Raw genomic sequence first — 23347 nt, 5'->3', positions numbered from 1 at the left:
TTCATGCGAACAGTCAAAACTAAAACACTCGAAATTGCTTATTTTGAACACGGCTCGCCCGACGGTTGGCCCGTGGTGCTGAGCCATGGATTCCCGTACGACATCCACGCCTATGATGAGGTTGCCCCTCGCCTGGCGGAAGTGGGAGCCCGGGTGATCGTCCCGTACCTGCGCGGCTTTGGTCCAACGCGCTTCCGGTCCAGCTCCACCATGCGCAGCGGTCAGCAGGCCGCTCTCGGCAAGGATGTCATCGACTTGCTCGACGCTCTTGGTATCGAGAAGGCCATTCTCGCCGGCTATGACTGGGGCGGCCTTGCTTCATGCGTTGCATCGGCACTGTGGCCCGATCGAGTGGCCGGCCTGGTCTCCTATGCGGGCTACGACGTTATCGACGTGAACCGGCTCGGCCGCGCCTACCAGCCCAGCCTGGAACAGGCTGTCTGGTACCAACATTTGTTTCAGCACGAGCGCGGCCGCGAGTGCTTGGCTCTCCACCGCCGCGATTTGTGCAGGATCCTCTGGAAGCAGTGGTCGCCGACCTGGGCGTTTGACGACGCGACGTTTGACCGGACAGCGGCCTCTTTCGACAATCCGGACTTCGTCGATGTCGTCATCCACTCCTATCGCTTCGACTTCGGGAACGCAGCGGGAGATCCCGCTCTGGCTGATCTGGAAACGCGGTTGGCCGAAAAGCCACCCATAACCGTCCCCGCGATCACTATCGACGGGACCCAAGATCCGTTAAAGCCCGGCGGAACGGCTGATCATGCCCCGATGTTCAAAGCACGACACGAGCATCGAGCGGTCGGGTGCGGACATAATCTGCCCTGGGAGGCGCCACATGAATTCGCCGATGCTATAACAACAGTTCAAGGTTGGTGCGGTTTCGCGTCCTAGAGGCCGCAATCGGTTCGTCGGACTCGCAGCCGCACCGATTGCCGATCCGTGGGCGTGGCGCTCCTGTCGTATCCGTCTAGAGGCCGGGCCACATTCCTCCGTCAGGCCGCAGATTCGCCCCGGTGATATAGCTCGCACGCGGGCTCGCGAGGAAGGCGACAGCATCGGCAATTTCTTCCACTGTGCCAACCCGCCCAATTGGCACTTGCGCGAACATTGGCAGTGCGACCCTTTCGACTTCGGGCCATGGTGCATCTGGCGCAAGCCCTTGCGTAAGGGCCGCCTTGCGGAACGCTTCATCAAGACTGGCGCTGTGAATCGTTCCGGGCGAAACAGTATTCGCCGTAATGCCTTCACGTGCGACGGCCTTTGCCAACGAAGCGGTCATCGCAATCATCGCCGCCTTTGCTGCTGCGTAGTCCGGTTTTTTGGACGGGGGCATCATACCCGCGAGGCTTGAGATGTTTATAATCCTTCCCCACTTCGCAGCCCGCATGTTGGGCAGCAAATAAGATGTCACCCTCACGGCAGCAAGCACATTCCGGTCATATGCGCTCGCCCATGTCTCGGTTCGCGTCGTCGACCAGTCCTCCAATTGACCGGAGCCACCGGCATTGTTGATGAGGATTTCTACAGGTCCAACGAGAGCCTGCGCTTCATTGACAAGGTGCTCAACCTCGTCGTCTTTCGTCAGATCACCGACAACCGCAACGGCGCGCCCACCTTGGGTACGGATGTTGTGAGCAACCTCTTCGGCTTTATCTTTGTTGCGGCCATGAATGATCACGATTGCCCCTTCGCGAGCAAGCGCTTCAGCAATTCCTTCGCCGATGCCCTTGCTGCTGCCGGTCACCAAGGCCACCTTACCGTCGAGTTTTAGATCCATCACGACCTCCCTTCTCACGAGGACGCAACTAAAGGACAGCACCGTGAATGAGGCAATTACGTACTTAAAAGTGCCTATAGAATTGGAAGACGATCGAAACGTCTGCCTCGGGCCTGACGGTTCCGTCGCTCACGTGACGAGAACGCTCAATATGGTCGAGGGCCGATGGAAGCTTCCAATCTTGTTCCGTCTTTTTGAAAGAGCGTCGATGCGAACGTCGCAGCTATTGCGGGATATTCCGGGTGTTTCGCAGAAAATGCTAACGCAACATCTTCGAGAGCTCGAAGACGATGGCCTCGTGAGGAGACACGATTACGAAGAGCAGCCTCCGCATGTTGAGTATGAACTTGCAGCTTCCGGCCGTGACCTGATGCCGGTTCTCACCGCAATGAGGGACTTTTCGCGCCGACATCCTAAAGGCTAGGGAAGAGGCCGAACCAGGGGAAGCCGAATGCGCCGTTGCCCAAGTTCATTCAGGGAAGTTACGCCGCCCCGGAAGGCAATGATTTGGCGAAGACCACACGGGGCGAGCCCTTCGTGACCGCCGAGGTCGACCTGGAGTGTCGCCGGTGTTCTGATTGAGCGCCCTCATGCGGGTACCGACAAACACGGAAGCCGGCAAACATCATGCCCGCGCGACCGGTTGGAAATGTTTCACCGCGATCAGCACCATCGCCTCGAACATAAACAGGAAATCCAGTCCGAATCTGCAAAACCCTGGCTGAATCTGCGCGCGGCTCGCTCTTTACCCCTCTAGATCGATTGCTCTCCAGGAAGTCAGGGGGCGGCTTTGGCCGCCGATAGGAAACCATGCCCAGCAATTATCCATTGGCCCGCACCGCAGAAGAATTTTACCCGGTGATGAAGGTCCGACTGAACTCGCTTGATGTCGAAACAGCGCTTGGCGTGTTTGATTCAGCCTGCATCATGATTGACGCTGCCGGCGCCATTCACCGGGGTTTGGAAGCGATCGGAGGCGAACTGGAAAAGTACTTCTCTCTCGGGCTCCAGATGGACATGGCGAAGCGCCATCTGTTTACTACTGGCGATACCGCGCTTCTGATTTGCGATTGGTCGTACGATGGCATTGCTCGCGATGGCACGACAGTTAACATGAAGGGAACGGCATCAGATGTTATACGGCGCGGCGACGATGGGATTTGGCGCTACATCATCGACAATCCCTTCGGAACGCAGCGCCGCGACGCATTGTGAGGGCGGCTGCAATACCGTTTGAAGGATCTGATTTTCGTCAGACCGTAGCGCGCGAGGGTTTTGGCGCATGAATAATTTTCTGTCCGAGCCAAAACGTCATGTTCTTTTTTCCAGTGCCGGGAGAAACTGGAATTCGCTTGAAGCGGACCTCGTCCAGATCCCCGCCGGCCAAGCGCAGGCGCAGAGTGGGGAACTGCACGTTCTCGGTATGCACTTCGGACCGCCCGTTAATGCAGACTGTCTGGTGGGCGGCTCGCGGAGACGGGGGGTGCAGAAACCCGGCGACATTGATTTCATCCCCGCCGGGGTGGACGGCGTTTGGGAGGATGATGCAACCTGCCAGGTCCTGCGACTGACGTTGCGGCCAACACTGATCGATCAAGTGGCGCAGGGGCTTGGGCGAAATGCGGATGAAATCGATCTCGTCCCCCGGCTTCAACTGCGTGACACCCGTATCGAAGCGATCGGCTGGGCGATAAAAGCCGATCTTGAAGCAGATACGCCCTCTGATCCGCTTTACATCGATCTTCTGGCGAACGCATTGGCTGTTCGTTTGATCGAGATCGCCACATTAGGGGAAGCACGGACCCACGCCGAAATCGGACCCAAAATGTCTACGCGGCAGTTGAGGATACTCATTGAGTTCATCGAAACCAATCTCGATCAGAAGCTCCATCTTGCCGATCTGGCTTCCGTGGCCGGGGTCAGTTCCACGCGGCTCAAGTCTCTGTTCCGCAACAGCACCGGAACGCCCGTGCACCAGTACGTTATCCGCCGCAGGGTCGAATATGCACGGGCGCTGATCGCCACCACGACGATGCCTGCCAGTCAGATTGCACTTGCTGCTGGTTTTGCTCATCAGAGCCACATGGCGACGACAATGCGTCGCCTTCTCGGTCAGACTCCTGGTGAAATCGCGCGCCCAACCGCTTGATCCCCCCGCTTCTTGATCCGCAGGGCGTCGGGATCGTAAAATTTGACCGAAACTGCAAAGGTCGGTCTGAATCTGTGCGATCCCGGTTCTCTGTTTCCTTAGTTCGTGGCCGACGCAACTGAGGAACAGAGAATGTTTTCTATCACACGCAATACCATCTTGATCACGGGCGGCGGCAGTGGGATCGGCCGCGCCCTTGCCGAGGCGTTCCATGCCAAGGGCAATAAAGTCATCATCACTGGCCGAAACGCCAGCAAGCTGAGCGCTGTCGAAAAAGCAAATCCGGGCATTGTCAGCCGTGAGCTTGACGTTGACGATCCCGCCAGGATCAAGGCTTTCGCGCAGGAGATCGTCGCGGAGTTCCCGGACCTCAATGTGGTCATCAACAACGCTGGCATTATGCGCGCGGAAGACCTGAAGTCCGGCGAGACCGACACGGCAAAAGCGACCATTACCACCAACTTTCTAGGCCCGATCTGGCTGAACGCTGCTCTTCTGCCCCACCTGACGGCAAAACCGTCCGCTGCGATCTTCATGGTTTCCTCTGGCCTCGCCTATGTGCCCCTGGCCCTCACGCCCACCTATTGCGCGACCAAGGCGGCTATTCACTCCTATTCCCAGACCCTGCGCGCCCAACTGAAGGGCAGCAGCGTCCAGCTTACCGAGCTGGTTCCGCCTTACGTGCAAACGGAGCTAATGGGCGCGGCGCAGGCCGTTGATCCCAACGCAATGCCGCTTGCGGACTACATCTCGGAAACCATGAGATTGCTGGAAGCTGAGCCCGGTTCCGACAGGGTTCTCGTCGAGCGAGCCCTGTTCTTCGTTCAGGCCGAGCGCGAAGACCGTTACGCGTCGACCTTCGCCATCATCAACCACTGACCAATTTGGCGCTGGAGAACGGCTGTTTGCCGTTCTCTCTATTCAACATCCGAACAGTCTCGGATTCTCTTACCAAAGTCATATGGCGACGAGGCTGCGCCGGGTTCTCGGCTGACGCCTGATAAAATTAACTGAACACGCACAAAATCTGACTGAATTTGCAAACCCCCGGCTGATTATGTGCGAAGCATGACCGCCGGTTTCTTAAGGCTGGTGTCTCACATTAAGGAGACCAGCATGTTCGCAATTATCGGAGCCGCGGGCAACGTCGGCTATTCAACTTCAAAAGCGCTGCGTGACGCGGGCGTCCCTGTCAGGGCGATCCTTCACGATGCGGCAAAGGCTGCACGGCTCAGTGAGATCGGATGTGAGGTCGCTGCGGCGGACCTTCAGGACTCCGCAGCGCTCGCCAGCGCGATCGGCGACGCAGACGCCGTGCAGGTCATCCTGCCCTTACGGCCCCAAGTGGCAGACCCTGCCGAAGATATGTGCCGATCGGCCGAAAGCCTTGTCGCGGCTCTTTCTCAGACGCGCACTAAGCAAGTTCTGGCGATTTCTGACTATGGCGCTCACGTCGCCGACGACATCGGCATGCCGAGTGTCTTTCATGAGTTCGAGGCGGGGCTACGCGGGCTTCAAAGCCATATACTGATCCTGCGATCAGCCGAGCATATGCACAACTGGGCACGCAGCATCCCCGATGCCATCCAATCGGGCGTGCTGCCGTCGTTCCAGGACCCGGTTGGCATGGAACAGCCGACGATCTCCGCGCGGGACCTCGGCGTGATCGCCGCAAATCTGTTGCTGTTACCGGAATGGGAGAAACCGCTGGTGATTATCCATGCGGAGGGGCCACGCCGATATAGCGCTGCTGACGTGGCAACGGCGCTGAGCGAGCTGTCGGGCAAGACAGTCCGCGCGCGGCCTGTTCCTCGGTCGCAGTGGGAAGGAATCTTCGCGAAGGGTATGCCTGCGAGTTTGGCGGACCTTCTCATCAAATCGAACGACGCCAAGAACAAGGGCGGGCTAGTTGACATTGAGCCAAACGCCGGGGAGGTTCGCCACGGATCTACGGAATTGGTGGACGCTCTCCGGCCATTCATTCCGAAAGCATGATCGCGTCGCCCGGGCAGGGGTGGACAGCGATCGCCTCTGGCCACCCGCTTCAGGGACAAGATCATGACGGGGTCAGAACAAGATAAGTGTGAAATCGTAGGTTTAGCCGAGGAAGTGACGTTCGAGATCGATATTCGTTCCCAAAACTGGATCATAAAAGCATTTCACCTTAAAATTTCATATTCAGTACAGGCGACAAACTACGGAAAATATAGACGAATTTGATTGGCGTACGATTTCGCACTTATCTTGTTCTGCCTCCGGGTAAGCGTGCAACTTTGCGCAAGGCCTCAAGTGCGGTCCGTTCACACTCACTCAATAGATCTCCGACCAGGGACGAAGGTCGGTCTCCTGTGTCCAGGCGGAGCGCTTCTGCTGGTGCACAAGGAAGGCGGTGTCGGCGATATGGTCTGGCAGGAGTAGGCCGTCCTCACCCCGCTCCCCGCGCAAATTCGGCATTGACCGCAGCAGCCGATCGCCATTGATCCCGCCATCGATGATCAGATGCGCCACATGGATGCCTTTGGGGCCGACCTCGCGTGCCAGGCTCTGGGAGAGCGCTCGCACCCCTGCCTTAGCGGCGGCGAACGCGGCGAACAGTGCTTTGCCACGCAACGAGCCGGTTGCGCCCGTGAACAAGATGGTTCCTTGGCCACGGGGGACCATCCGTCGCGCAGCTTCGCGCCCGGTCAAGAAAGCGCCGAGTGTATGTTCACGCCAAAGCTGCTCAAGATTTGCAACCTCAAGCTCAAGGAACGAATCACGCCGGTTTGTCCCAGCGTTGTGCACAGCCACTTCCAAGGGCGCCCAATCCTCGGCTGCAGATGCGAATTTAATCGCGTCTGCCTCGATGCTGGCATCGCCGATGATCGAACGAGCCTGTCCACCGCGGCTGCGAATGTCTTCCGCTGCCGTTTCGACCTTGTCAGGAGATCGGCCGGCGAGAAGGACACGATATCCAGCCATGGCAAAGCGTCTCCCATAGGCGGCTCCGAGCCCGGCAACCGCTCCGACACCGACCACTAATGCACTCTTCTGCAGGTCAATCACCTAAGCCTCCATCGATAGAGTTACATGGCTGGAAGGTCGCCAGCCGGCTTAGGCTGCGTCGATAGCGAGGATGTCGATCGCGACAGCGACGCGGCCCAGGATCGGTCGATTGTCCGCCCCAGCGGTGTAGACGCGCCGTTTTGTCGGAAAGACGAGGCCATCGAACGCCTGGTAATCACTTGCGTAGTTGGCGCTGGTCGTCCCCCCCATGATCTCGACACTGTAGTCCTGACGACGCAGCAGCCCACTGTTGTCAAAATAGAAAGTTTGCTCGGTGGAATGGCTGGGTACGTTCGCTGGGAACGTCACCTTTAACCGGCGCCAGGTCTCGCCATCCTCGTCCCAAGGCTCGACTTCTTCCGTCTTGAAACCAGGGAGTTTAAAGAGAAAAGGCGTCGTCAAATAGGTCCACATCGCATAGCCAGTGAAGTAGATCAGATGCTGCTGATCCCATGGCGTCGGTATCGTATGCCCCCCGAAGAACGACCTGGGCGAGACGCGCTCTTCGACCACCTCTCCGCTGTCAACGACGATCACAGTGCGGTTCGGCTCCCATACGCATCGTTGACCAGCCTTTAAGAAGGGGCTGAATTCCGTATGCGGTCGACGCGTCGACGCGGAGGCATGAATGTCGGCGTAGACGTCCGGCCACCCCTTCACATGCCAGATAGCACCACCCACCCGGATATGCGCGTTCAACTCGCTGATCTGCTCCCAACGCTCCCAGCCGCCGTGCGCCGCGATTGCCTGGTCCAATAAATCACTCATTCAATGTCTCCCAACCTAGCCGGCAAGGCCTGCCGAACGGTTTAACTTTGCAACCTATCGACTCATAAACCGTTTTGGTTTAACTTTGCAACTGATATTGAAGCCTTCGGAGATTTTAAGTGAGAGGCAAGCGGACAGACCTGAGAAATGCGAATTGCGGAATTGCGCGGTCGCTGGGCGTAATCGGCGACTGGTGGTCGCTTCTGATCGTGCGCGACGCCTTTCACGGCCTCGAACGGTTCGGCGAGTTTCAGAAGAACCTGGGCCTGGCGAAGAATATCCTCTCGACCCGTCTCAAGAAGCTCACGGAAGACGGTATATTCACCATCGAGCCGGACCCCGCCTCGACCCTCAGCCACCGCTATGTCTTGACGCCAAAAGGCGAACGGCTGGCGACGATTGTTGTAGCTCTGTGGCAGTGGGGGGAGGAAAACTGCTTCGAAGCCGGCGAGTTGAAGTTCGACATGGTGGACAGAGAAAATGGCCACACTCTGGCCCGCTTACAGCTTACCGCACAGGACGGCCGCACTCTCGGGCCGCGTGACTTTCAGGTGAGGAGCATCCATGACTGAGTCGATCTGCCAGCGCGACGTTCTGGCCGCGCGGCCACAAGGTCGGCCGAAGCTCAGCGATCTTCGCCTCGAGAAGGTGGAGCTCCGTGCAATCCAGGAAGGGGAGATCGGGCGGGGCGGAGCTCCGCGCTGGCCGCAGCGTCAAGTCGAGTGGAGGATGCTCTCAGTCCTGAGCACTCCAATGCGCCGCCTTATCGGTTGAGGCTCGCTAGGAAGAGGCTACCAATCCATAAGGCGAGCGCCATCCCACTTAAGCGGCATTAGCAAGGGCGTGTTGTCGACACGACTGCGTCACCTTGTGTCACGAGGCATATTCGACACCGCGCCAGCCTCCGATGGAACGGCTTATCGAGAATATCTTCTGACGGAGAAAGGGCGAGACTTATTCCCTGTCATCGCCGCCCTCAGGCAATGGGGGGAAGACCACCTATTCGGTGGCGGTGAAAAGCGTTCTTCCTTGGTGGATCGAGAGAACGGTGCGCCAGTCGCCAGGCTCGAAATCCGATCGGCAGACGGCCGATCCCTCGCCTGGAATAACACGCGGGTCACCGCCTGATTATAGTAAAGGTCGGCTTGCAGCGCAGTAACTGATTGATCGCCTGTGGGGCAGCAGCGTATCGCGTATCCATGCCTCAGCCGATGATTTCGACGCAGAAATCGATGAAGGCGCGGACCTTGGCCGGCACATGATGGCGGGAGGGATAAAAGCAGTGCAGCGGGAAGGTCTCGTCCGGCCAGTCCGGATAAAGGTCGACCAGCTGCCCGCTGTCGAGATAGGGCGTCATGCCGAGCGAGAAGACTTGGGCTATGCCGATCCCGGCAAGGCAGGTGGCGAGCGTCGTGCCGGCATCATTGACAAGGACGCGGGCCCCGAGTCTCGATCGGCACCACCTTCTTACCGCGCCGCAGCTCCCATTCGAAGGGCTTTCCAGTCAGCGGATCCTGATACTGGATGCAGGTGTGGTCAGCGAGGTCCGCGGGCAGCTTCGGCGTGCCATGTTTCTCGAGATAGGAGGGCGCTGCGACCGTGATGACCCGCGTGCGAAAAAGTTGCCGGGCAATCAGCGAGCTCTTCGCCGGGATCTCCCCGAAGCGCACCGCCACATCCATGCCGTCCGCAACGAGATCACCGATGTCGTTGCGTGTCACTATCTCGATTTTCAAGTTCGGATAGCGGTCGAGAAAGATGCCGAGCTTCGGCCCCAGGATCAGCCGGGAAAAATAAGGATCGACATTGACTCGCAGCCGCCCGCGCACCGCCTGCGTCGTTCCGGCGACATAGGCGGCCGCTTCCTCGATCCCGCCAAGCAGCGGCACCACCTGCTCGTAGAAACGCGCACCGCCATCGGTCAGCCGCAGTGATCGCGTTGTCCGGTCGAGTCGAACATGTTTGCTGTAACCGGAATAACAGGCCAGGTCGGCGCAGTGGTCGGCGCGAAATTGCTGGAGCGCGGATTGCCCTTTCGAGCCGTCATGCGAAATGAGGAAAAAGCAGGAAGCTGGCGTGAACGCGGCGCAGAGATCGCCATTGCCGAGATGACGGATGCAGCGGCGCTTGCTGCCGGTTTTGCAGACGTGGAAGCTGTTTTCCTGCTGATCCCTCCGACCTTCGATCCCGCTCCTGGTTTTCCGCAGGTGAAGCTTGTCATCGAAGCCTTGAAGAGGGCCCTGGTGAAAGCGGCGCCGAGGAAGGTAGTCTGCCTTTCGACGATCGGCGCTCAGGCAAAGGAAGAAAATCTACTGACACAACTAGGGCTCGTCGAGCAGGCTCTGTCCGAGCTATCAATGCCTGTTACCTTTCTTCGCGCCTGGTTCATGGAGAACTCGGCGTGGGACGTCGCCGCAGCGCGAGATGGTGTGATGCCAAGCTTCCTGCAGCCGCTCGACAAGCCCGTTCCAATGGTGGCTGTTCGTGATGTGGGCACGGTCGCTGCCGAAATGTTGCAGGAGAAATGGACTGGCAAGCGCATCGTTGAACTCGAAGGTCCCTACCGCATCACGCCGCTGCAGATGGCCGAAGCCTTTTCCACGGTGCTTAGCCGTCCTGTGCGTGCAGAGAAGATCGAACGGGATGCGTGGGAGGGCATGTTCCGCAGCCAGGGCATGCAGAACCCTAGACCTCGGATGCGTATGCTCGATGGTTTCAACGAAGGCTGGATCGAGTTTGAGGCAGGCGAGGCCGCATCCCTCAAGGGCGAGACCACCTTCAAAACCGCTATCTGTGCGCTGGTCGACCGCAGTTGATGAAAAGGCCGCAGTTGTCGGACCTCTCCTGAAACCTGCTATCGTCTTCTACCGCAGGACGGGGTAGCGGTTGCGGCAAAGATCCTCAATCAGGTTTGGGAGTTGCCTAGCCGGTCGGACGGAATAGCTCATCCACATCTTCCAGGCAGATGCGCAAACCGTGTACTCATCTGCCTGGATGTCAGTCGTATCCGCCTTGAAAGGACTCGAACCGCCCGTTCAGGTGGCTTATACCTGCATTGAATTTTCCAATGCTCCGCCTCGCAAACTAGCCTACGGCAATTCGCAGGTCGTATGTGTCGTCGACGAAAGAAGCACAAGTCAATGAAATCTGCTCTCCGTGCTACGCCTATTCTTGTCTCCCTCAGCACCGTTTTGGCCTTGGTGGGTTGCTCCGCAGGCTCTGAGGTTCCCCAAGGTCGGTGCGATCCAGTAGCCACACGGGCGCTGGTCGGGCAACCAAAGCCGAGCGACGAGGAAGCTAAGCAACGCACCGGAGCGACCATCGTCCGCCAAATTGCACCCGGTCAGGCCGTCACCCATGATCTCCGAGATACCAGGGTGACTCTCGAGACCAATCCGACCTCCGGCCGCGTGGTGGCGGCGACCTGCGGTTAAGAATGTGGAAGATCTTGGGGCGCTCCTATGGAGAATGGCCGGGCGCCTGGTCAAGAGGCCGGCCGTTTGGTTTCATTGCTGGGGCAATCAGGGAAGGCCCTCTGAGAGTGGTTCGCGGGTGCGCTTTAACGTCGACGGCACGGCAGACTTGTAGCCTTGTCGCTGTCGAACTGCGTCTGCTCGGCCTGCTCCTCGGCACCATTCGGCTGCTTGCCGCGCCTTCGTAAGTGCGAGGGTTGAACTAATTCACCGAGGCAGGAAACCGCTTGACGGCGTTCGCCATCTTCCGCCTCAAGCTGTCGGTACTCACACGACGCTGGCCATCTCGGGGTCTTTGGGCGTCGCGTGGAAAAAGGTGCAGTGACTCAAGTGTTCCTTCGAGCAGAGGACAGCTCATGGTGGGAGCAAACATTGACACCCTCGCGCAATGCAGAACCGGACCATCGGCACGTGCTTCGGTTCTCTATGCAGGCCCACAAGCGGAAGACGTCGATATCAGCGCTCGTAATTCTGGAAGGTCCGAGCCGCATCCAGCGTGTCGCGGGCTTGACCCGGTGTCTCGGATATCGGAGTTAGATCAGGCTGTGTAGGCATTCATGCTTCCGACAGCGTGATGGGTGCCAATGCGGGGGCTGGATTGACACAGAGTAACGCATGGTTGAAAGCGATTTTTGCCCAGACGACGGGCGGCATCGCCCTGACCGATCTCGATGGCAGTTTCGTCACCGTCAATCAAAGATATTGCGAGATCGTCGGGTACTCGGAGCCAGAACTCCTCAAGATGCGCATGCAGGATATCACGCATCCGGAAGACCTACCCGGGAACCTCGCGCAGTTCCATCGGATGGTGGAGACCGGCAGTAGCTTCGACATCGAGAAACGATACATCCGACGGGATGGCACTCTTGTATGGGTGTCCAACTCGGTCTCCGTTATACGGAGCGACAGCGGCAAGATAACACAGGCCGTGACGGTCACTATCGATGTGACGGAACGGAAGCGAGCCCAGGAGGAGGTGCGTCAGCTTGCAGCGATCATTGCTTCCTCCGATGATGCGATCATCAGCATAGACCTTGGCATGAACATACGCAGCTGGAACCGGGGCGCCGAAAAGCTCTATGGATACTCTGCCGAGGAGGCTATCGGAAGCCCGGCCACAATTATCCTCCCGACTGACATCGTTGATGAAGAAAATATCATCATCGACAGCATCAAAGCCGGCGGGCACGTACAGCCGCACGAGACGAGGCGACGACACAAAAACGGCACGGAGGTACATGTCTCGCTGAGGGTATCGCCGGTTTACGACGAGAATGGATATGTCGTCGGCGCCTCCAAGATTGCACGAGACATCAGCGAACGAAAGGAGGCAGAGCGGCTGCAGAACCTTTTGGTCGGTGAGCTGACACATCGCGTGAAGAATGTGCTTGCAACGGTCAACGCGGTGGTTCGCCAGACGCTAGGTCCGGTGGTCCCGGACAGTCAGGAGGCGGTGCTTCAGGCCAGATTAGAAGCATTGGCCAGGGCGTACGATCTCCTGACGATCTCCAACTGGGAAAACGCGAGCTTGCATGACATCGTCCGCAAAGCGATGTCTCCCTATCGCGAAGACAGCGTCCAGATTGAAGGCGACCCGGTCTGCGTCAGTGCCCGCGCGGTCCTTCCGTTGAGTCTGATCCTCCACGAGCTTGGGACCAACGCGGCCAAATACGGAGCCCTGTCCGTGGATGGCGGTCAGGTATTTCTTCGATGGTTTGTCGCCAACAGCAGTGAAACTGCCAAGCCCGTGCTCAAACTGCTATGGGAGGAGCGCGGCGGCCCTGCGGTTACGGTTCCATCGCGCCAGGGCTTCGGATCTCGCCTTATAAAGGCGGTAACGACGTCAGAACTGGGAGGATGTGTTGTAGCGGACTATGCCCATACCGGGTTTGTCTGTGATTTTGAAATAGCCTTGTCGTCGCTCACGCTTAATCACGGCTTCGGGCCAGCGAAGGGGTCGCCTATCGTCGATGTTTGTCAATGAGGTCTAGGCCGCTGATAACCGTTTTCGCGACGAGCGGGTTGCATGCTCTTGAAGGGATCAGAACTGGCGACCCCCCTTTTTGACCACGCGATAACAACGATTTGTCGGTCTTGCGCTCAGGTAATCTCGCCTCCGTCCAAACATCATTCGTTCAGACGATCAACCAAACGCTTCATGAGATCCATTCGTTCATGAAGAATCGCCACGATGAGGGCGGGCGCATCCTCTCGAGGCAGACAAAAGACGTAGTGGTGTTGGCATCGCGCCATTCGTAACGCCGGATAAAGCGCGCTCATATCCTTGAAAGGACCTTTGCCCTCGGCAAGGTTTGCGATACCTCGCTCCAAACCCGAGACGTAGCGGCGTACCTGGGCAGCACCCCATTGCGCACGTGTATAGCGGATTACCGAACGTAGATCCGATTCCGCCTCCGCGGTAAGAATGTAGGCCGTCAAGCACGACCCTCGGCAATCTCCTCGTCGAGGATCTCACCTACGGTTTTGGTCGACAGTCTTCCGGCGAGCCCCTCATTGACGCGCGTGTTCATCAACGTCTTCAACTCCTCCCAGGCTCGTTCTCCATCTGTGTCACCGGGAAAGAGGCGCTCAAGTGCATACTGCTTGATTGTCTTGCCCTGCAAAGCGGCCAGCGCCTTTAGGCTTTGATGTTGTTGGTCCGTTATGTCGATCGTCAATCGGCTCATCTAACGTGCTCCTGAACTGGGAAACCCACATTAACACATATGTGGGTATGTGGCCATCGCCGATACCTCTGATCCGATGTCGCTTGGAGGGATCTGCTTGTTCTCGTCAGCCGCTTGGGTCGTCACAGTTGCACTTAATTTGAGATTCTCGGCCGATAGAATCTCAAATTAAGTGCCAAATGGGAAAACAACGACCGCAATCTCACGGTTAACTGCCAAACGACACCATGGTAACTGCAGGGTCGACCGCCTGCTGCAAAATGGCGTTTTCCATGACATCACCTCATTGCACGCGGGGATCGCGGTCGCGTCGCATGCGAGAGGCAGCAATCGCTGACGTTTCGGGAGCCATCAAATCATGCTTCGCCGCAAATGCTGCGAAGAGGCCGCGCGCCGTTTCTGCTTCGATCTCGCCACGAAGTGCCGCCTGGCATGCTTTCAGGGCAACCGAATGCGCCGCGTCTCTGAACGATACCGGCCATTCGACCAGGTGTCGGTATGCATCTAGTACGCCGCAGACCTCCGCAGGGAAGCCCATACCGACGAGGATGGTGACCGGTTCTCTAAACATGTCGGGTTTCATCGCTCTCTCCTTCCCAACCCGGAATGCTGACGGGCGCCACTGCAATGGCGCCCCTGACTCACTGGATGAACTTAACGATCAAGCCGCCTTCTGCGCTTCGATCTGAGCCGGAGCGACCGATGTTAAGGCAGGAGTGCTCTGGATCGAAATCTTCCTCGGTTTCAGGGCCTCCGGGATCTCCCGGAGTAGATCGATCGACAGAAGACCATTGCTCAGATCCGCGCCGTTCACCCGCACATGGTCGGCAAGCTCGAACCGGTGCTCGAACGGGCGCCCGGCGATGCCGCGATGCAGGTAGGCATCGACAGAGGCCTCCTGCTTCTTGCCGGTGACAGTCAGCAGGTTGGACTGGAAGGTGATGTCGAGGTCGTCCTGGGTGAAGCCCGCCACAGCAATGGAAATTCTATAGCTGTCATCGCCTATCTTGACGATGTCATAGGGCGGCCAGTCGCTGATCGAGCGGGCGCGCTGCGCGTTTTCGAGAAGATTAAAGACCCGATCGAAGCCGACGCTCGAGCGGAACAGCGGTGCATAGTCGTAAGATGTTGCCATAGCCATATCCTCCGTGAAGCAACATGGATACCGAAGCGCCGAAATACGGCGCTTCCAGCAAGGCCAGCTCTATCTTCAGCAACTGGCGAAAAACGATTTGGTTTTTGAAAATTTTGGATTCAAGATCCGTGGCGCGAAAAATTTCGTCCCCAGTAAGATCGGACGATTTTCGACTTCATCCGCTCGCATTTTTGCAGGTGAAACGCCCCAGCCTATCTACGCGCCGACAAGTCTGCCTCATCGCCCCGTCAGTGGACAGATCGACTGATAACCCGGTGAGGATATGCAGCCTTGAACTGCGCCATCATCGCGCTGGCCTGCTGCAGCACACGTTCGGTCTTTTCAGGATTATCGCGAGCAAGCTCGTCGGCATTGACCTGCATTGCTTCTGCCATGCGGGCGGACATCATTGCGAACTTTCCTTCTCCGTAGACCAGCGCTTCTTTTGAGGCGGTCTCGAGCCACCGGGCAAAGTCGACGATGATCTCTTCGCGTTCATCGATGCCAACGCTCTTGATGATGTCGATATTCTCTTCCATGCAGGTGTCACTCCATACACAAACGGCGCACACACCGAGTTTAACGTCTCGGGCGGTCGATGAGCTAGGAAGCGGAAAAATCAAATTCAAGAGTTCAGTGAAGCTTGAACTCGCCCTCAACACGTCGCAATTCGTTCGGTCCGATCAGACGCTGGTGTGTATAGCGGACGGAGTGCAGCGGTCCGTCGAGGCTGTCGCGCCAGAAGTCCAGGAACTTGCGCATTTCGGGAAAATCAGGAGCGAGATCGTAGTCCTGCCAAACGTATGTTTGCAGGACGGATTCGAAATCGGGAATCCGGTAGAGGATATGCGCTGTGGTGAGACCGTAGCCGTTGAGCTGACACTCCAGATTCGATGAGAATTGCATGCTTCATCTCCGTTTCATGACACTGCCAAAGGTGGCGCAAAATCATGCAGGCAGCAACGATTTTCTAAACCATTCGATGCCGTTTATTGTTCCTTTCCAGCATGTTAGCAGCCAACGGCATCGAGTGCTAATTTTTTCTCCCGCCTCTCTTGAAATCAAAAAATCCCGAAAATAAATTTTCCCCGCGAACGCTCGAGTGAGGTTTCGCACCGTCCGGATTGGTCGCCCGGTCCGGTAGGGGATTTTGCGTCATCTTTTTTGTCCAATGGAGGAAAACATGTCGTTCCGACCGCTTCATGATCGTATTCTTGTCCGCCGGGTCGAATCCGAAGAAAAGACCAAGGGCGGGATCATCATCCCTGACACTGCCAAGGAAAAGCCGCAGGAAGGCGAAGTCGTCGCCGTCGGCCCTGGCGCCCGCAACGAGGCCGGCCAGATCCAGGCGCTCGACGTCAAGGCTGGCGACCGCATTCTGTTCGGCAAATGGTCCGGCACCGAAATCAAGATCAACGGCGAAGACCTGCTGATCATGAAGGAAAGCGACATCTTGGGCATTATCGAAGCTCAGGCCGAGCAGAAGCGGGCCGCGTAATCACGCATTACCGCGCATCAGTCAAAAAGCTGCCTATTGAAGGAGTGAACAAATGGCTGCGAAAGAAGTCAAATTCAACACCGATGCCCGTGAACGCATGCTGCGTGGGGTCGATGTCCTTGCCAACGCCGTGAAGGTCACGCTCGGCCCAAAGGGCCGCAACGTTGTCATCGACAAGTCCTACGGCGCGCCGCGCATTACCAAGGACGGTGTTTCGGTCGCCAAGGAAATCGAACTGGAAGACAAGTTCGAAAACATGGGCGCACAGATGCTGCGCGAAGTGGCATCGAAGACCAACGATCTTGCCGGCGACGGTACCACCACCGCAACTGTTCTCGCCCAGGCAATCGTAAAGGAGGGCGCCAAGGCCGTTGCATCGGGCATGAACCCGATGGACCTCAAGCGCGGCATCGATATTGCCGTCGACGCTGTCGTCAAAGAATTGAAGACCAACGCGCGCAAGATCACCAGCAATTCCGAAATCGCCCAGGTCGGCACTGTCTCGGCCAACGGCGACGAGGAGATCGGCAAGTATCTCGCTGAAGCGATGGAAAAGGTCGGCAACGAAGGCGTCATCACCGTCGAGGAAGCCAAGACCGCCGAGACCGAGCTCGAAGTCGTCGAAGGCATGCAATTCGACCGCGGATATCTCAGCCCCTACTTCGTCACCAACCAGGACAAGATGCGAGTCGAGTTCGAGGACCCCTATATCCTCATTCACGAAAAGAAGCTGTCGAACCTGCAGTCCCTGCTGCCGGTCCTCGAAGCGGTTGTTCAGTCGAGCAAGCCGCTCCTCATTATCGCTGAAGATGTCGAAGGCGAGGCGCTGGCGACGCTGGTCGTCAACAAGCTGCGCGGTGGTCTGAAGATCGCTGCCGTCAAGGCGCCGGGTTTCGGCGACCGCCGCAAGGCGATGCTCGAAGACATTGCCATCCTGACCGGCGGCACTGTCATCTCCGAGGACGTCGGCATCAAACTGGAGAATGTCACGCTCAACATGCTTGGCCGCGCCAAGAAGGTGGCGATCGAGAAGGAAAACACGACGATCATCGATGGCGTTGGTTCCAAGGCCGAGATCGACGGCCGTGTTGCCCAGATCCGGGCGCAGATCGAGGAGACCACCTCCGACTACGACCGCGAAAAGCTGCAGGAGCGGCTTGCCAAGCTCGCCGGCGGTGTCGCCGTTATCCGCGTCGGCGGCTCGACGGAAGTCGAGGTCAAGGAAAAGAAAGATCGCGTTGATGACGCCCTTCATGCAACCCGCGCGGCCGTCGAAGAGGGTATCCTGCCGGGCGGTGGCGTTGCCCTTCTGCGCGCCGTCAAGGCACTCGACAATCTTGCAACCGCCAACCAGGACCAGAAGGTCGGCATCGAGATCGTCCGGCGCGCTATCGAAGCCCCCGTGCGCCAGATCGCCGAAAACGCCGGTGCCGAAGGCTCCGTCATCGTCGGCAAGCTGCGTGAGAAAGCCGATTTCTCCTATGGCTGGAACGCCCAGACCGGCGACTATGGTGATCTCTATGCTCAGGGCGTCATCGATCCGGCCAAGGTCGTGCGGACCGCACTCCAGGATGCGGCCTCGGTCGCCGGTCTGCTGGTGACGACCGAGGCGATGATCGCCGAAAAGCCCAAGAAGGATGCCGCTCCCGCCCTGCCGGCTGGTGCCGGCATGGATTTCTAAAAAAGCAATCGGCAAGGCTCGCCCCAACCGCCATGGGGCGAGCCAATTGTGGAGTGTGTATGAGCTTGCCATCGAAAGAAGACGCACGCCTTTGCGCCGGCGTCGTCAAAGAGATTGCCCGAGCCAAAAGGATAACGGGTGACCCGGCCTCCGTCGGAGCGCTGACGACAACAGTCGCCAGATTGTTCAACAGGGGACTGCGAGACCGCGACGTCCTTCTGTCAGAGGCAATGACGATCGCCGACATACCGGCATCCCGTGGAGAGCGGGACGTGCTTTCCGGTGAGCTGCGGAACATCAACCCAGGTGCCATCGATTTATCCATGGAGCCAGAAAATGAGAGAGGACATCAACAGCAGTAACAGCCAGAACGGGGCCGTAGCAGCAATCAGCGCCGCTCATCTGCTGCATCCGGGCAAACATTTTGGTCATCCGCGCGACGTTCTTGCGGCCGACGAAATCGGCAGGGACGAGAAACGCGCCATTCTTGCGTCGTGGGCATCCGACATCTTCGCCATCGAATCTATTCCGGCCCTTCGCCTTTATCCCGGTACGGACAAGGCCGTCTCCTATGACGAGATCATCGAAGCGCTGAAGACGTTGGACCGGTCTGATAGGCTACCCGGAAAGCAGGACACATCCAGTAACCAAGACAATCACAGGTGCCGTCGTCGCCGAGTTCAATCGCATCGGTTTGGCGGCCTTGGTCTGTGCAGCTATCGGAAGGAGCCCGTCGCCAACAACCATTCGAGATATAGACGACTTCGCACCTGCCGCGTGCCTCTGGAGGACGCGAACATGATTTTTACCGTCGACTCTTTGCTCAACTGAGGAGGTTTTGCCGATGAAGATCGCTCAGATCGCACCGCTCGCCGAAAGCGTTCCGCCCAAGCTTTATGGTGGAACCGAGCGCATTGTTTCCTATCTCACCGACGCACTCGTCGCCCAAGGTCACGACGTCACACTTTTTGCCAGCGGAGATTCGATCACCGCGGCGAAGCTCGTGTCGTGCTCAGATGTGGCGCTCCGTCTTAATCCTGCCGTCAAAGATCACCTGCCGCATCAGGTTGTGATGCTGGATGAAATTCGCCGGCGGGCGCACAAATTCGATGTGCTGCACTTCCACATCGATCTATTGCATTTCCCGCTGATCCGGGAGTTTGCCGACCGGACGGTCACGACGCTGCACGGCCGTCTTGACCTGCCGGACCTCAAGCCCTTCTACTCCGCTTTTCCCGATATCCCGCTGGTGTCGATCTCCAATGATCAGCGCCGCCCAATGCCGCCGGTCAACTGGTCGGGGACGGTCTATCATGGCCTCCCTCTCGACCTGCTGCCATTCACGGAAAAGCCCAAGGGCAACTATCTTGCTTTCCTTGGACGGATATCACCGGAAAAGCGGCCGGATCGTGCGATCGAAATCGCAACCAAGGTCGGGATGCCGCTGAAGATGGCCGCCAAGGTCGACAATGCCGACAGGGCCTACTGGGAGACGGTGATCGAGCCGATGGTGAGGCGCCATCCGAATGTCGAATTCATCGGTGAGATCAACGAGCATCAGAAGGCCGATTTCCTCGGCAACGCCGGCGCCTTGCTCTTCCCGATCGACTGGCCCGAGCCGTTCGGACTGGTGATGATCGAAGCGATGGCCTGTGGCACGCCCGTCATCGCGTTCGGATGCGGCTCTGTGCCGGAGGTCATCGACAACGGTGTCTCTGGAGTCCTCGTCGATAGCGTGGCCGACGCGGCCGAGAACGTCGAATGGGCGCTCAAGATGGATCGAAAGAAAGTTCGCGCGACATTCGAGGCGCGTTTCAGCGCCGCGCGGATGGCACGGGACTATCTGGACATCTACCGCAATCTTCCTGGCGTTCGTACCAAGGCTGCCCCGCTGCGCCGTGCCAACGGGCAGGACCTTGATCTGCAGGTCGTGGCATAATCCGGAGGCCATCAGCATGTCGATCGCTTCTGTACACGACGCTTCCGCGCCTGCAGGCGGCCAGGCGCCGATCGCGCAGTTTTTTATTCCGGCCACAGCATCGCTGCAGGAGCGACGGCCGCGCACCCTGAAGCACGGCGACACATTCGCCGTCTTCGACCACAATGGTGACGCGCTTTCCGGGCCCGGCAGCCCGGAAGGCATTTTCCATCGGGACACGCGGTACCTCTCCCATCTCCATCTGACGATCAATGGTAAGCGCCCGATGCTTCTCTCGTCGACGCTGCGCGACGACAATGCGACGCTGACCTGCGATCTCACCAATCCCGACCTCTTTGATGAGACGGGGAAGCTCACACTTGAGCATGATCTCATTCATATGCGCAGGACACGCTTTCTGTGGAATGCCGGTTGTTACGAGCGCTTGGCCGTAAGGAACTACGACGAGCGACGACAACAAGTGCGTATCGAAATTTCGTTCGGGGCGGACTTCGCCGATCTGTTCGAGGTTCGCGGAACCGTCAGGGCGAGGAGGGGCCGCCATCTTCCGTCCGTGATGGAACAGGATCGCGTTCTTCTCTCCTATATCGGCCTCGACGATCAGAAGCGCGTCACGCAGTTGTCCTTCGATCCCCGCCCAGACGAACTTGGGAGTGGTCATGTCATTTATGATCTTGATCTGGCTCCACATGAAACGCGGTCGCTGTTCATCCAGATCTGCTGCGACCAGGCCAACGACCGGCCTCTCGGCTACCAGTCTTTTTTTCTGGGCCTGCGGGATGCGCGCCGTGCATTGCGCTCCTCTTCCTCGCGCGCAGCATCGATCGTCACCTCCAACGAAATATTCAACGAAGCGGCGCGGCGCAGCGTCTCTGACCTCTACATGCTGATGACCGACAAGCCCGAAGGCCCGTACCCGTACGCTGGCATCCCCTGGTTTAGCACCGTTTTTGGCCGCGACGCGCTGATCACCGCGCTCGAAACCTTGTGGCTCGACCCACAGATCGCACGCGGTGTCCTTGGCCATCTGGCGGCAAACCAGGCGACGGAAGTCGATCCGGCTGCAGATGCCGAGCCTGGCAAGATCCTGCACGAAGTGCGCTATGGCGAAATGGCCAAATTGGGCGAGGTTCCCTTCCGCCGTTATTACGGCAGCATCGACTCCACGCCATTGTTTATACTGCTTGCAGGCGAGTACCTGAAGCGTACAGGCGACCTTGCCACAATCAATCGCCTTCTACCGAATATCGAGGCAGCCCTCACCTGGATCGACGAGCACGGCGATCGCGACGGTGATGGTTTCGTCGAATACGGGCGGCTGACGCAAGAAGGCTTAATCAATCAGGCCTGGAAGGACAGTCACGACTCGGTATTCCACGTCGATGGTTCGCTCGCCAAAGGCCCGATCGCTATCGCCGAGGTTCAGGCCTACGTCTACGGCGCCTGGCAGTCCGCAGCCGAGATATTCCGCTGGCTGGGTAGGCCAGAGCGTGCAGCGAAATTTCTGGCAAGGGCGGAAGGCCTTCGTCGGGCCTTCGATACGAGTTTCTTCGATGAGGAACTCGGTACCTTTGTGCTTGCGCTCGATGGGAACAAGCGGCCTTGCAGGGTCCGCTCTTCCAATGCCGGTCATGCCCTGTGCACCGGTATCGCCTATCCAGAGCGAGCCGCCCAGGTTGCCAGGACACTGATGAGCGCCTCGTCCTTCTGCGGTTGGGGCATCCGCACCATCGCCTCCACCGAGGCACGCTACAATCCGATGAGCTATCACAATGGATCTGTTTGGCCACATGACAATGCAATGATCGCCAGCGGTCTCGCCCGCTATGGCTACCGGGCTGAGGCGGCGCGCATTTTTGAAGGGCTCTTTGCCTCTTCGACATATATCGACTTGCGTCGTCTTCCCGAACTATTCTGCGGCCTGCCACGCCAGCGGGCTCAGGGACCGACCTTCTATCCTGTATCCTGCTCTCCGCAGGCGTGGGCGGCTGCAGCCCCCCTCTTTCTGCTGCAATCCTGTCTCGGCCTCGACTTCGAGCCGAATGTCCGGGTCATCAGCTTCAACGAGCCGCAATTGCCCTCGTTCCTGGATGAGGTGATCCTGCGACACCTGCAGGTCGGAAACGGCTGGGCCGACGTTGCCTTACGCCGCTCGGGACGCAGCGTCGTGGTAGACACCCTCGGTCGACGGGGCGAGGTTCGCGTATTGACCACCGCTTAGGCAAGCCGCTTCCAGACAGGCGTCTTGCCTAGTCCAGTTCCTCGTCGTCTGAGACCAGAAGATCAACCAACAAGGCGATTCTGCCCGTGGGTGGCGGCCGTCGTTCATTCATCAACGCTTCGTCATTGTTGACCCATGCGAAAGCTTCCGCCAGGTCAGCCTGACTGGCACCAGTCGCCACCACTTCAGCTATCAAAGTTTCGTCGACAGGTCCGAGGATGTCGATGACGTCTTCGGAGGTCATTGTCATACCCATTGCTCCTTTTGTTTCATCGCAGGAATCTGGTGGCCCAAACAAAAAAATCAATTTTTCCACCGGTCAAATCCAAAGTTCTTGAAACTGCAAGCGACTGAATTATATCACGATTGTCCGATCGCCCAATCGGGATCGAACAAGTCCAGGAGGCGCCATGTGCTCTTGGCGCCTCCTTGTATCCATGTTGCTTACAAGGAGGATATGGCTATGAGGACAAACCTCGATTTCTCTACCCTGTTCCGGTCGAGCATCGGCTTCGACCGAATGCTGAACGTGCTCGAGGCTGCAAGCCGCGCCGACACGGTCGACAACTGGCCGCCCTACGACATCGTCAAGTCCGGTGAGGACGCGTATCGCATTGCCATGGCTGTGGCGGGCTTCACGCAGGACGAACTGACGATCACGCAGGAGCAGAACATCCTCTTCGTGTCGGGCCAGAAGGCAAATGCTGACGATGTTCAGTATCTGCATCGCGGCATCGCTGGCCGCTCGTTCCAGCGCCGGTTCGAAATTGCCGACCACGTCAAGGTCGTCGGTGCTGGCCTCGTCAACGGTCTGCTGACCATCGATCTCAAGCGCGAAATCCCCGAAGAGATGAAACCGCGACAGATCGCGATCAGCACCGGCGAGGCGCTGCCCACGACTGAGACCAAGCAGATCGAAGCCAGCAAGGAAGCGGCTTAAGCCTTCACCGTCAGTGCGAATGCCCGCC

28 protein-coding genes and 1 pseudogene are annotated in these 23347 nt (G+C 58.2%); 18 read left to right on the top strand and 11 right to left on the bottom strand.

The annotated features are described in order from the left end of the window. Window positions 1–3: 3 nt before the first annotated feature. A complete protein-coding gene (locus OIU37_RS22005; RefSeq protein WP_180697318.1) occupies window positions 4–897 on the top strand; it encodes an alpha/beta fold hydrolase in 894 nt (297 codons plus the stop codon). Between the two features lie 76 nt (window positions 898–973). On the opposite strand, the gene OIU37_RS22000 is transcribed toward OIU37_RS22005, so the two are convergent. Next, complete coding sequence (locus tag OIU37_RS22000; protein ID WP_180697319.1) at window positions 974–1783, bottom strand: SDR family NAD(P)-dependent oxidoreductase; 810 nt, start codon at window positions 1781–1783, stop codon at window positions 974–976. Window positions 1784–1826: 43 nt separating this feature from the next. Between OIU37_RS22000 and OIU37_RS21995 the strand changes: the two genes are divergently transcribed. The 5 genes from OIU37_RS21995 to OIU37_RS21975 all read left to right on the top strand — a co-directional run bounded on the left by OIU37_RS21995 (window position 1827) and on the right by OIU37_RS21975 (window position 5927). After that, window positions 1827–2207: a helix-turn-helix domain-containing protein gene (locus OIU37_RS21995; RefSeq protein ID WP_180697320.1), complete on the top strand. Its 381-nt coding sequence runs from the start codon at window positions 1827–1829 to the stop codon at window positions 2205–2207. Window positions 2208–2593: 386 nt separating this feature from the next. Next, a complete protein-coding gene (locus OIU37_RS21990; RefSeq protein WP_180697321.1) occupies window positions 2594–2998 on the top strand; it encodes a DUF4440 domain-containing protein in 405 nt (134 codons plus the stop codon). A 67-nt stretch (window positions 2999–3065) separates the two neighbouring features. Further along, a complete protein-coding gene (locus OIU37_RS21985; RefSeq protein WP_180697322.1) occupies window positions 3066–3932 on the top strand; it encodes an AraC family transcriptional regulator in 867 nt (288 codons plus the stop codon). 132 nt (window positions 3933–4064) lie between these two features. Continuing rightward, window positions 4065–4811 carry an SDR family oxidoreductase gene (locus OIU37_RS21980; protein WP_180697405.1) on the top strand — a complete coding sequence of 249 codons (747 nt, stop codon included), beginning with the start codon at window positions 4065–4067 and terminating at the stop codon, window positions 4809–4811. A gap of 237 nt (window positions 4812–5048) precedes the next feature. After that, the gene (locus tag OIU37_RS21975; protein WP_180697323.1) at window positions 5049–5927 is read left to right on the top strand and encodes an NAD(P)H-binding protein; all 879 of its coding nucleotides are present in this window, start codon (window positions 5049–5051) and stop codon (window positions 5925–5927) included. A 315-nt stretch (window positions 5928–6242) separates the two neighbouring features. Here the strand turns inward: OIU37_RS21975 and OIU37_RS21970 are convergent, their stop codons facing one another. Next, window positions 6243–6977 carry an SDR family NAD(P)-dependent oxidoreductase gene (locus OIU37_RS21970; RefSeq protein WP_182208058.1) on the bottom strand — a complete coding sequence of 245 codons (735 nt, stop codon included), beginning with the start codon at window positions 6975–6977 and terminating at the stop codon, window positions 6243–6245. Between the two features lie 48 nt (window positions 6978–7025). After that, complete coding sequence (locus OIU37_RS21965) at window positions 7026–7745, bottom strand: hypothetical protein (protein ID WP_180697325.1); 720 nt, start codon at window positions 7743–7745, stop codon at window positions 7026–7028. Window positions 7746–7864: 119 nt separating this feature from the next. Here OIU37_RS21965 and OIU37_RS21960 point away from each other — a divergent pair, with 119 nt between their 5' ends. Together OIU37_RS21960 and OIU37_RS21955 are read left to right on the top strand one after the other, a co-directional pair. Next, window positions 7865–8317 carry a helix-turn-helix domain-containing protein gene (locus OIU37_RS21960; protein WP_093002107.1) on the top strand — a complete coding sequence of 151 codons (453 nt, stop codon included), beginning with the start codon at window positions 7865–7867 and terminating at the stop codon, window positions 8315–8317. A 229-nt stretch (window positions 8318–8546) separates the two neighbouring features. Beyond that, entirely contained in the window at window positions 8547–8873 is a 327-nt protein-coding gene (locus OIU37_RS21955) for a helix-turn-helix domain-containing protein (protein ID WP_180697406.1), read from the top strand. Window positions 8874–8949: 76 nt separating this feature from the next. Here OIU37_RS21955 and OIU37_RS21950 read toward each other — a convergent pair. Continuing rightward, window positions 8950–9733, bottom strand: a pseudogene (locus OIU37_RS21950) (substrate binding domain-containing protein). On the opposite strand from OIU37_RS21950, the gene OIU37_RS21945 reads away from it, so the two are divergent. From OIU37_RS21945 to OIU37_RS21935, 3 genes are all read left to right on the top strand, one after another. Beyond that, window positions 9704–10561 (top strand): NmrA family NAD(P)-binding protein, encoded by an 858-nt coding sequence (locus OIU37_RS21945; protein ID WP_180697326.1) that lies wholly within the window; start codon window positions 9704–9706, stop codon window positions 10559–10561. The pseudogene OIU37_RS21950 and the gene OIU37_RS21945 sit on opposite strands and share 30 nt — an antisense overlap. 294 nt (window positions 10562–10855) lie before the next feature. Then, the gene (locus OIU37_RS21940; protein WP_319004753.1) at window positions 10856–11179 is read left to right on the top strand and encodes an I78 family peptidase inhibitor; all 324 of its coding nucleotides are present in this window, start codon (window positions 10856–10858) and stop codon (window positions 11177–11179) included. A 613-nt stretch (window positions 11180–11792) separates the two neighbouring features. Continuing rightward, window positions 11793–13202 carry a PAS domain S-box protein gene (locus OIU37_RS21935; RefSeq protein WP_180697327.1) on the top strand — a complete coding sequence of 470 codons (1410 nt, stop codon included), beginning with the start codon at window positions 11793–11795 and terminating at the stop codon, window positions 13200–13202. 143 nt (window positions 13203–13345) lie between these two features. Here the strand turns inward: OIU37_RS21935 and OIU37_RS21930 are convergent, their stop codons facing one another. The 6 genes from OIU37_RS21930 to OIU37_RS21905 form a co-directional block, all read right to left on the bottom strand. Continuing rightward, on the bottom strand, window positions 13346–13657 hold the full coding sequence (locus OIU37_RS21930) for a type II toxin-antitoxin system RelE/ParE family toxin (protein ID WP_117195859.1): 312 nt from the start codon (window positions 13655–13657) through the stop codon (window positions 13346–13348). Then, on the bottom strand, window positions 13654–13905 hold the full coding sequence (locus OIU37_RS21925; protein ID WP_117193141.1) for an antitoxin: 252 nt from the start codon (window positions 13903–13905) through the stop codon (window positions 13654–13656). The genes OIU37_RS21930 and OIU37_RS21925 overlap by 4 nt, the downstream gene beginning before the upstream one ends. 283 nt (window positions 13906–14188) lie before the next feature. After that, the gene (locus OIU37_RS21920) at window positions 14189–14488 is read right to left on the bottom strand and encodes a DUF982 domain-containing protein (protein ID WP_168317543.1); all 300 of its coding nucleotides are present in this window, start codon (window positions 14486–14488) and stop codon (window positions 14189–14191) included. A gap of 78 nt (window positions 14489–14566) precedes the next feature. Next, on the bottom strand, window positions 14567–15040 hold the full coding sequence (locus OIU37_RS21915; protein WP_168317544.1) for an Hsp20 family protein: 474 nt from the start codon (window positions 15038–15040) through the stop codon (window positions 14567–14569). 248 nt (window positions 15041–15288) lie between these two features. Next, entirely contained in the window at window positions 15289–15579 is a 291-nt protein-coding gene (locus OIU37_RS21910) for a hypothetical protein (RefSeq protein ID WP_180697329.1), read from the bottom strand. A gap of 94 nt (window positions 15580–15673) precedes the next feature. Continuing rightward, a complete protein-coding gene (locus tag OIU37_RS21905; RefSeq protein WP_171376647.1) occupies window positions 15674–15946 on the bottom strand; it encodes an usg protein in 273 nt (90 codons plus the stop codon). 277 nt (window positions 15947–16223) lie between these two features. Here OIU37_RS21905 and groES point away from each other — a divergent pair, with 277 nt between their 5' ends. From groES to OIU37_RS21875, 6 genes are read left to right on the top strand one after another with little or no spacing between them, the layout of a single operon-like run. Continuing rightward, window positions 16224–16538 (top strand): co-chaperone GroES, encoded by a 315-nt coding sequence (gene groES / locus OIU37_RS21900; protein WP_180697330.1) that lies wholly within the window; start codon window positions 16224–16226, stop codon window positions 16536–16538. Between the two features lie 52 nt (window positions 16539–16590). After that, a complete protein-coding gene (gene groL / locus OIU37_RS21895; protein WP_180697331.1) occupies window positions 16591–18219 on the top strand; it encodes a chaperonin GroEL in 1629 nt (542 codons plus the stop codon). 59 nt (window positions 18220–18278) lie between these two features. After that, window positions 18279–18581, top strand: coding sequence for a hypothetical protein (locus tag OIU37_RS21890; RefSeq protein ID WP_171376644.1), 303 nt, complete (start codon window positions 18279–18281; stop codon window positions 18579–18581). Next, on the top strand, window positions 18556–19050 hold the full coding sequence (locus OIU37_RS21885; RefSeq protein WP_246813084.1) for a hypothetical protein: 495 nt from the start codon (window positions 18556–18558) through the stop codon (window positions 19048–19050). The genes OIU37_RS21890 and OIU37_RS21885 overlap by 26 nt, the downstream gene beginning before the upstream one ends. Window positions 19051–19063: 13 nt before the next feature. Continuing rightward, entirely contained in the window at window positions 19064–20158 is a 1095-nt protein-coding gene (locus OIU37_RS21880; protein WP_264258659.1) for a glycosyltransferase family 4 protein, read from the top strand. Between the two features lie 16 nt (window positions 20159–20174). Next, window positions 20175–22379 carry an amylo-alpha-1,6-glucosidase gene (locus OIU37_RS21875; RefSeq protein WP_180697333.1) on the top strand — a complete coding sequence of 735 codons (2205 nt, stop codon included), beginning with the start codon at window positions 20175–20177 and terminating at the stop codon, window positions 22377–22379. Between the two features lie 28 nt (window positions 22380–22407). Here OIU37_RS21875 and OIU37_RS21870 read toward each other — a convergent pair whose 3' ends face one another. After that, window positions 22408–22629, bottom strand: coding sequence for a hypothetical protein (locus tag OIU37_RS21870; protein ID WP_180697408.1), 222 nt, complete (start codon window positions 22627–22629; stop codon window positions 22408–22410). A gap of 213 nt (window positions 22630–22842) precedes the next feature. On the opposite strand from OIU37_RS21870, the gene OIU37_RS21865 reads away from it, so the two are divergent. After that, window positions 22843–23319 (top strand): Hsp20 family protein, encoded by a 477-nt coding sequence (locus tag OIU37_RS21865; protein ID WP_180697334.1) that lies wholly within the window; start codon window positions 22843–22845, stop codon window positions 23317–23319. Window positions 23320–23347 lie beyond the last annotated feature (28 nt).

This window comes from Rhizobium sp. BT-226 (genome assembly GCF_025847085.2).
Lineage (GTDB): Bacteria > Pseudomonadota > Alphaproteobacteria > Rhizobiales > Rhizobiaceae > Rhizobium > Rhizobium sophorae.
Note: the sequence above shows the minus strand (reverse complement) of the source record. Positions and strands in the feature narration are given on the sequence as shown.

Coding starts and splice junctions, on each gene's coding strand:
- OIU37_RS22005 (WP_180697318.1), top strand. CDS start 4: ATGCGAACAGTCAAAACTAAAACACTCGAAATTGCTTATTTTGAACAC.
- OIU37_RS22000 (WP_180697319.1), bottom strand. CDS start 1,783: ATGGATCTAAAACTCGACGGTAAGGTGGCCTTGGTGACCGGCAGCAGC.
- OIU37_RS21990 (WP_180697321.1), top strand. CDS start 2,594: ATGCCCAGCAATTATCCATTGGCCCGCACCGCAGAAGAATTTTACCCG.
- OIU37_RS21985 (WP_180697322.1), top strand. CDS start 3,066: ATGAATAATTTTCTGTCCGAGCCAAAACGTCATGTTCTTTTTTCCAGT.
- OIU37_RS21980 (WP_180697405.1), top strand. CDS start 4,065: ATGTTTTCTATCACACGCAATACCATCTTGATCACGGGCGGCGGCAGT.
- OIU37_RS21975 (WP_180697323.1), top strand. CDS start 5,049: ATGTTCGCAATTATCGGAGCCGCGGGCAACGTCGGCTATTCAACTTCA.
- OIU37_RS21965 (WP_180697325.1), bottom strand. CDS start 7,745: ATGAGTGATTTATTGGACCAGGCAATCGCGGCGCACGGCGGCTGGGAG.
- OIU37_RS21945 (WP_180697326.1), top strand. CDS start 9,704: ATGTTTGCTGTAACCGGAATAACAGGCCAGGTCGGCGCAGTGGTCGGC.
- OIU37_RS21940 (WP_319004753.1), top strand. CDS start 10,856: ATGTGTCGTCGACGAAAGAAGCACAAGTCAATGAAATCTGCTCTCCGT.
- OIU37_RS21935 (WP_180697327.1), top strand. CDS start 11,793: ATGGGTGCCAATGCGGGGGCTGGATTGACACAGAGTAACGCATGGTTG.
- OIU37_RS21925 (WP_117193141.1), bottom strand. CDS start 13,905: ATGAGCCGATTGACGATCGACATAACGGACCAACAACATCAAAGCCTA.
- OIU37_RS21920 (WP_168317543.1), bottom strand. CDS start 14,488: ATGAAACCCGACATGTTTAGAGAACCGGTCACCATCCTCGTCGGTATG.
- OIU37_RS21915 (WP_168317544.1), bottom strand. CDS start 15,040: ATGGCAACATCTTACGACTATGCACCGCTGTTCCGCTCGAGCGTCGGC.
- OIU37_RS21910 (WP_180697329.1), bottom strand. CDS start 15,579: ATGGAAGAGAATATCGACATCATCAAGAGCGTTGGCATCGATGAACGC.
- OIU37_RS21905 (WP_171376647.1), bottom strand. CDS start 15,946: ATGCAATTCTCATCGAATCTGGAGTGTCAGCTCAACGGCTACGGTCTC.
- groES (WP_180697330.1), top strand. CDS start 16,224: ATGTCGTTCCGACCGCTTCATGATCGTATTCTTGTCCGCCGGGTCGAA.
- groL (WP_180697331.1), top strand. CDS start 16,591: ATGGCTGCGAAAGAAGTCAAATTCAACACCGATGCCCGTGAACGCATG.
- OIU37_RS21890 (WP_171376644.1), top strand. CDS start 18,279: ATGAGCTTGCCATCGAAAGAAGACGCACGCCTTTGCGCCGGCGTCGTC.
- OIU37_RS21885 (WP_246813084.1), top strand. CDS start 18,556: ATGAGAGAGGACATCAACAGCAGTAACAGCCAGAACGGGGCCGTAGCA.
- OIU37_RS21880 (WP_264258659.1), top strand. CDS start 19,064: ATGAAGATCGCTCAGATCGCACCGCTCGCCGAAAGCGTTCCGCCCAAG.
- OIU37_RS21875 (WP_180697333.1), top strand. CDS start 20,175: ATGTCGATCGCTTCTGTACACGACGCTTCCGCGCCTGCAGGCGGCCAG.
- OIU37_RS21870 (WP_180697408.1), bottom strand. CDS start 22,629: ATGACAATGACCTCCGAAGACGTCATCGACATCCTCGGACCTGTCGAC.
- OIU37_RS21865 (WP_180697334.1), top strand. CDS start 22,843: ATGAGGACAAACCTCGATTTCTCTACCCTGTTCCGGTCGAGCATCGGC.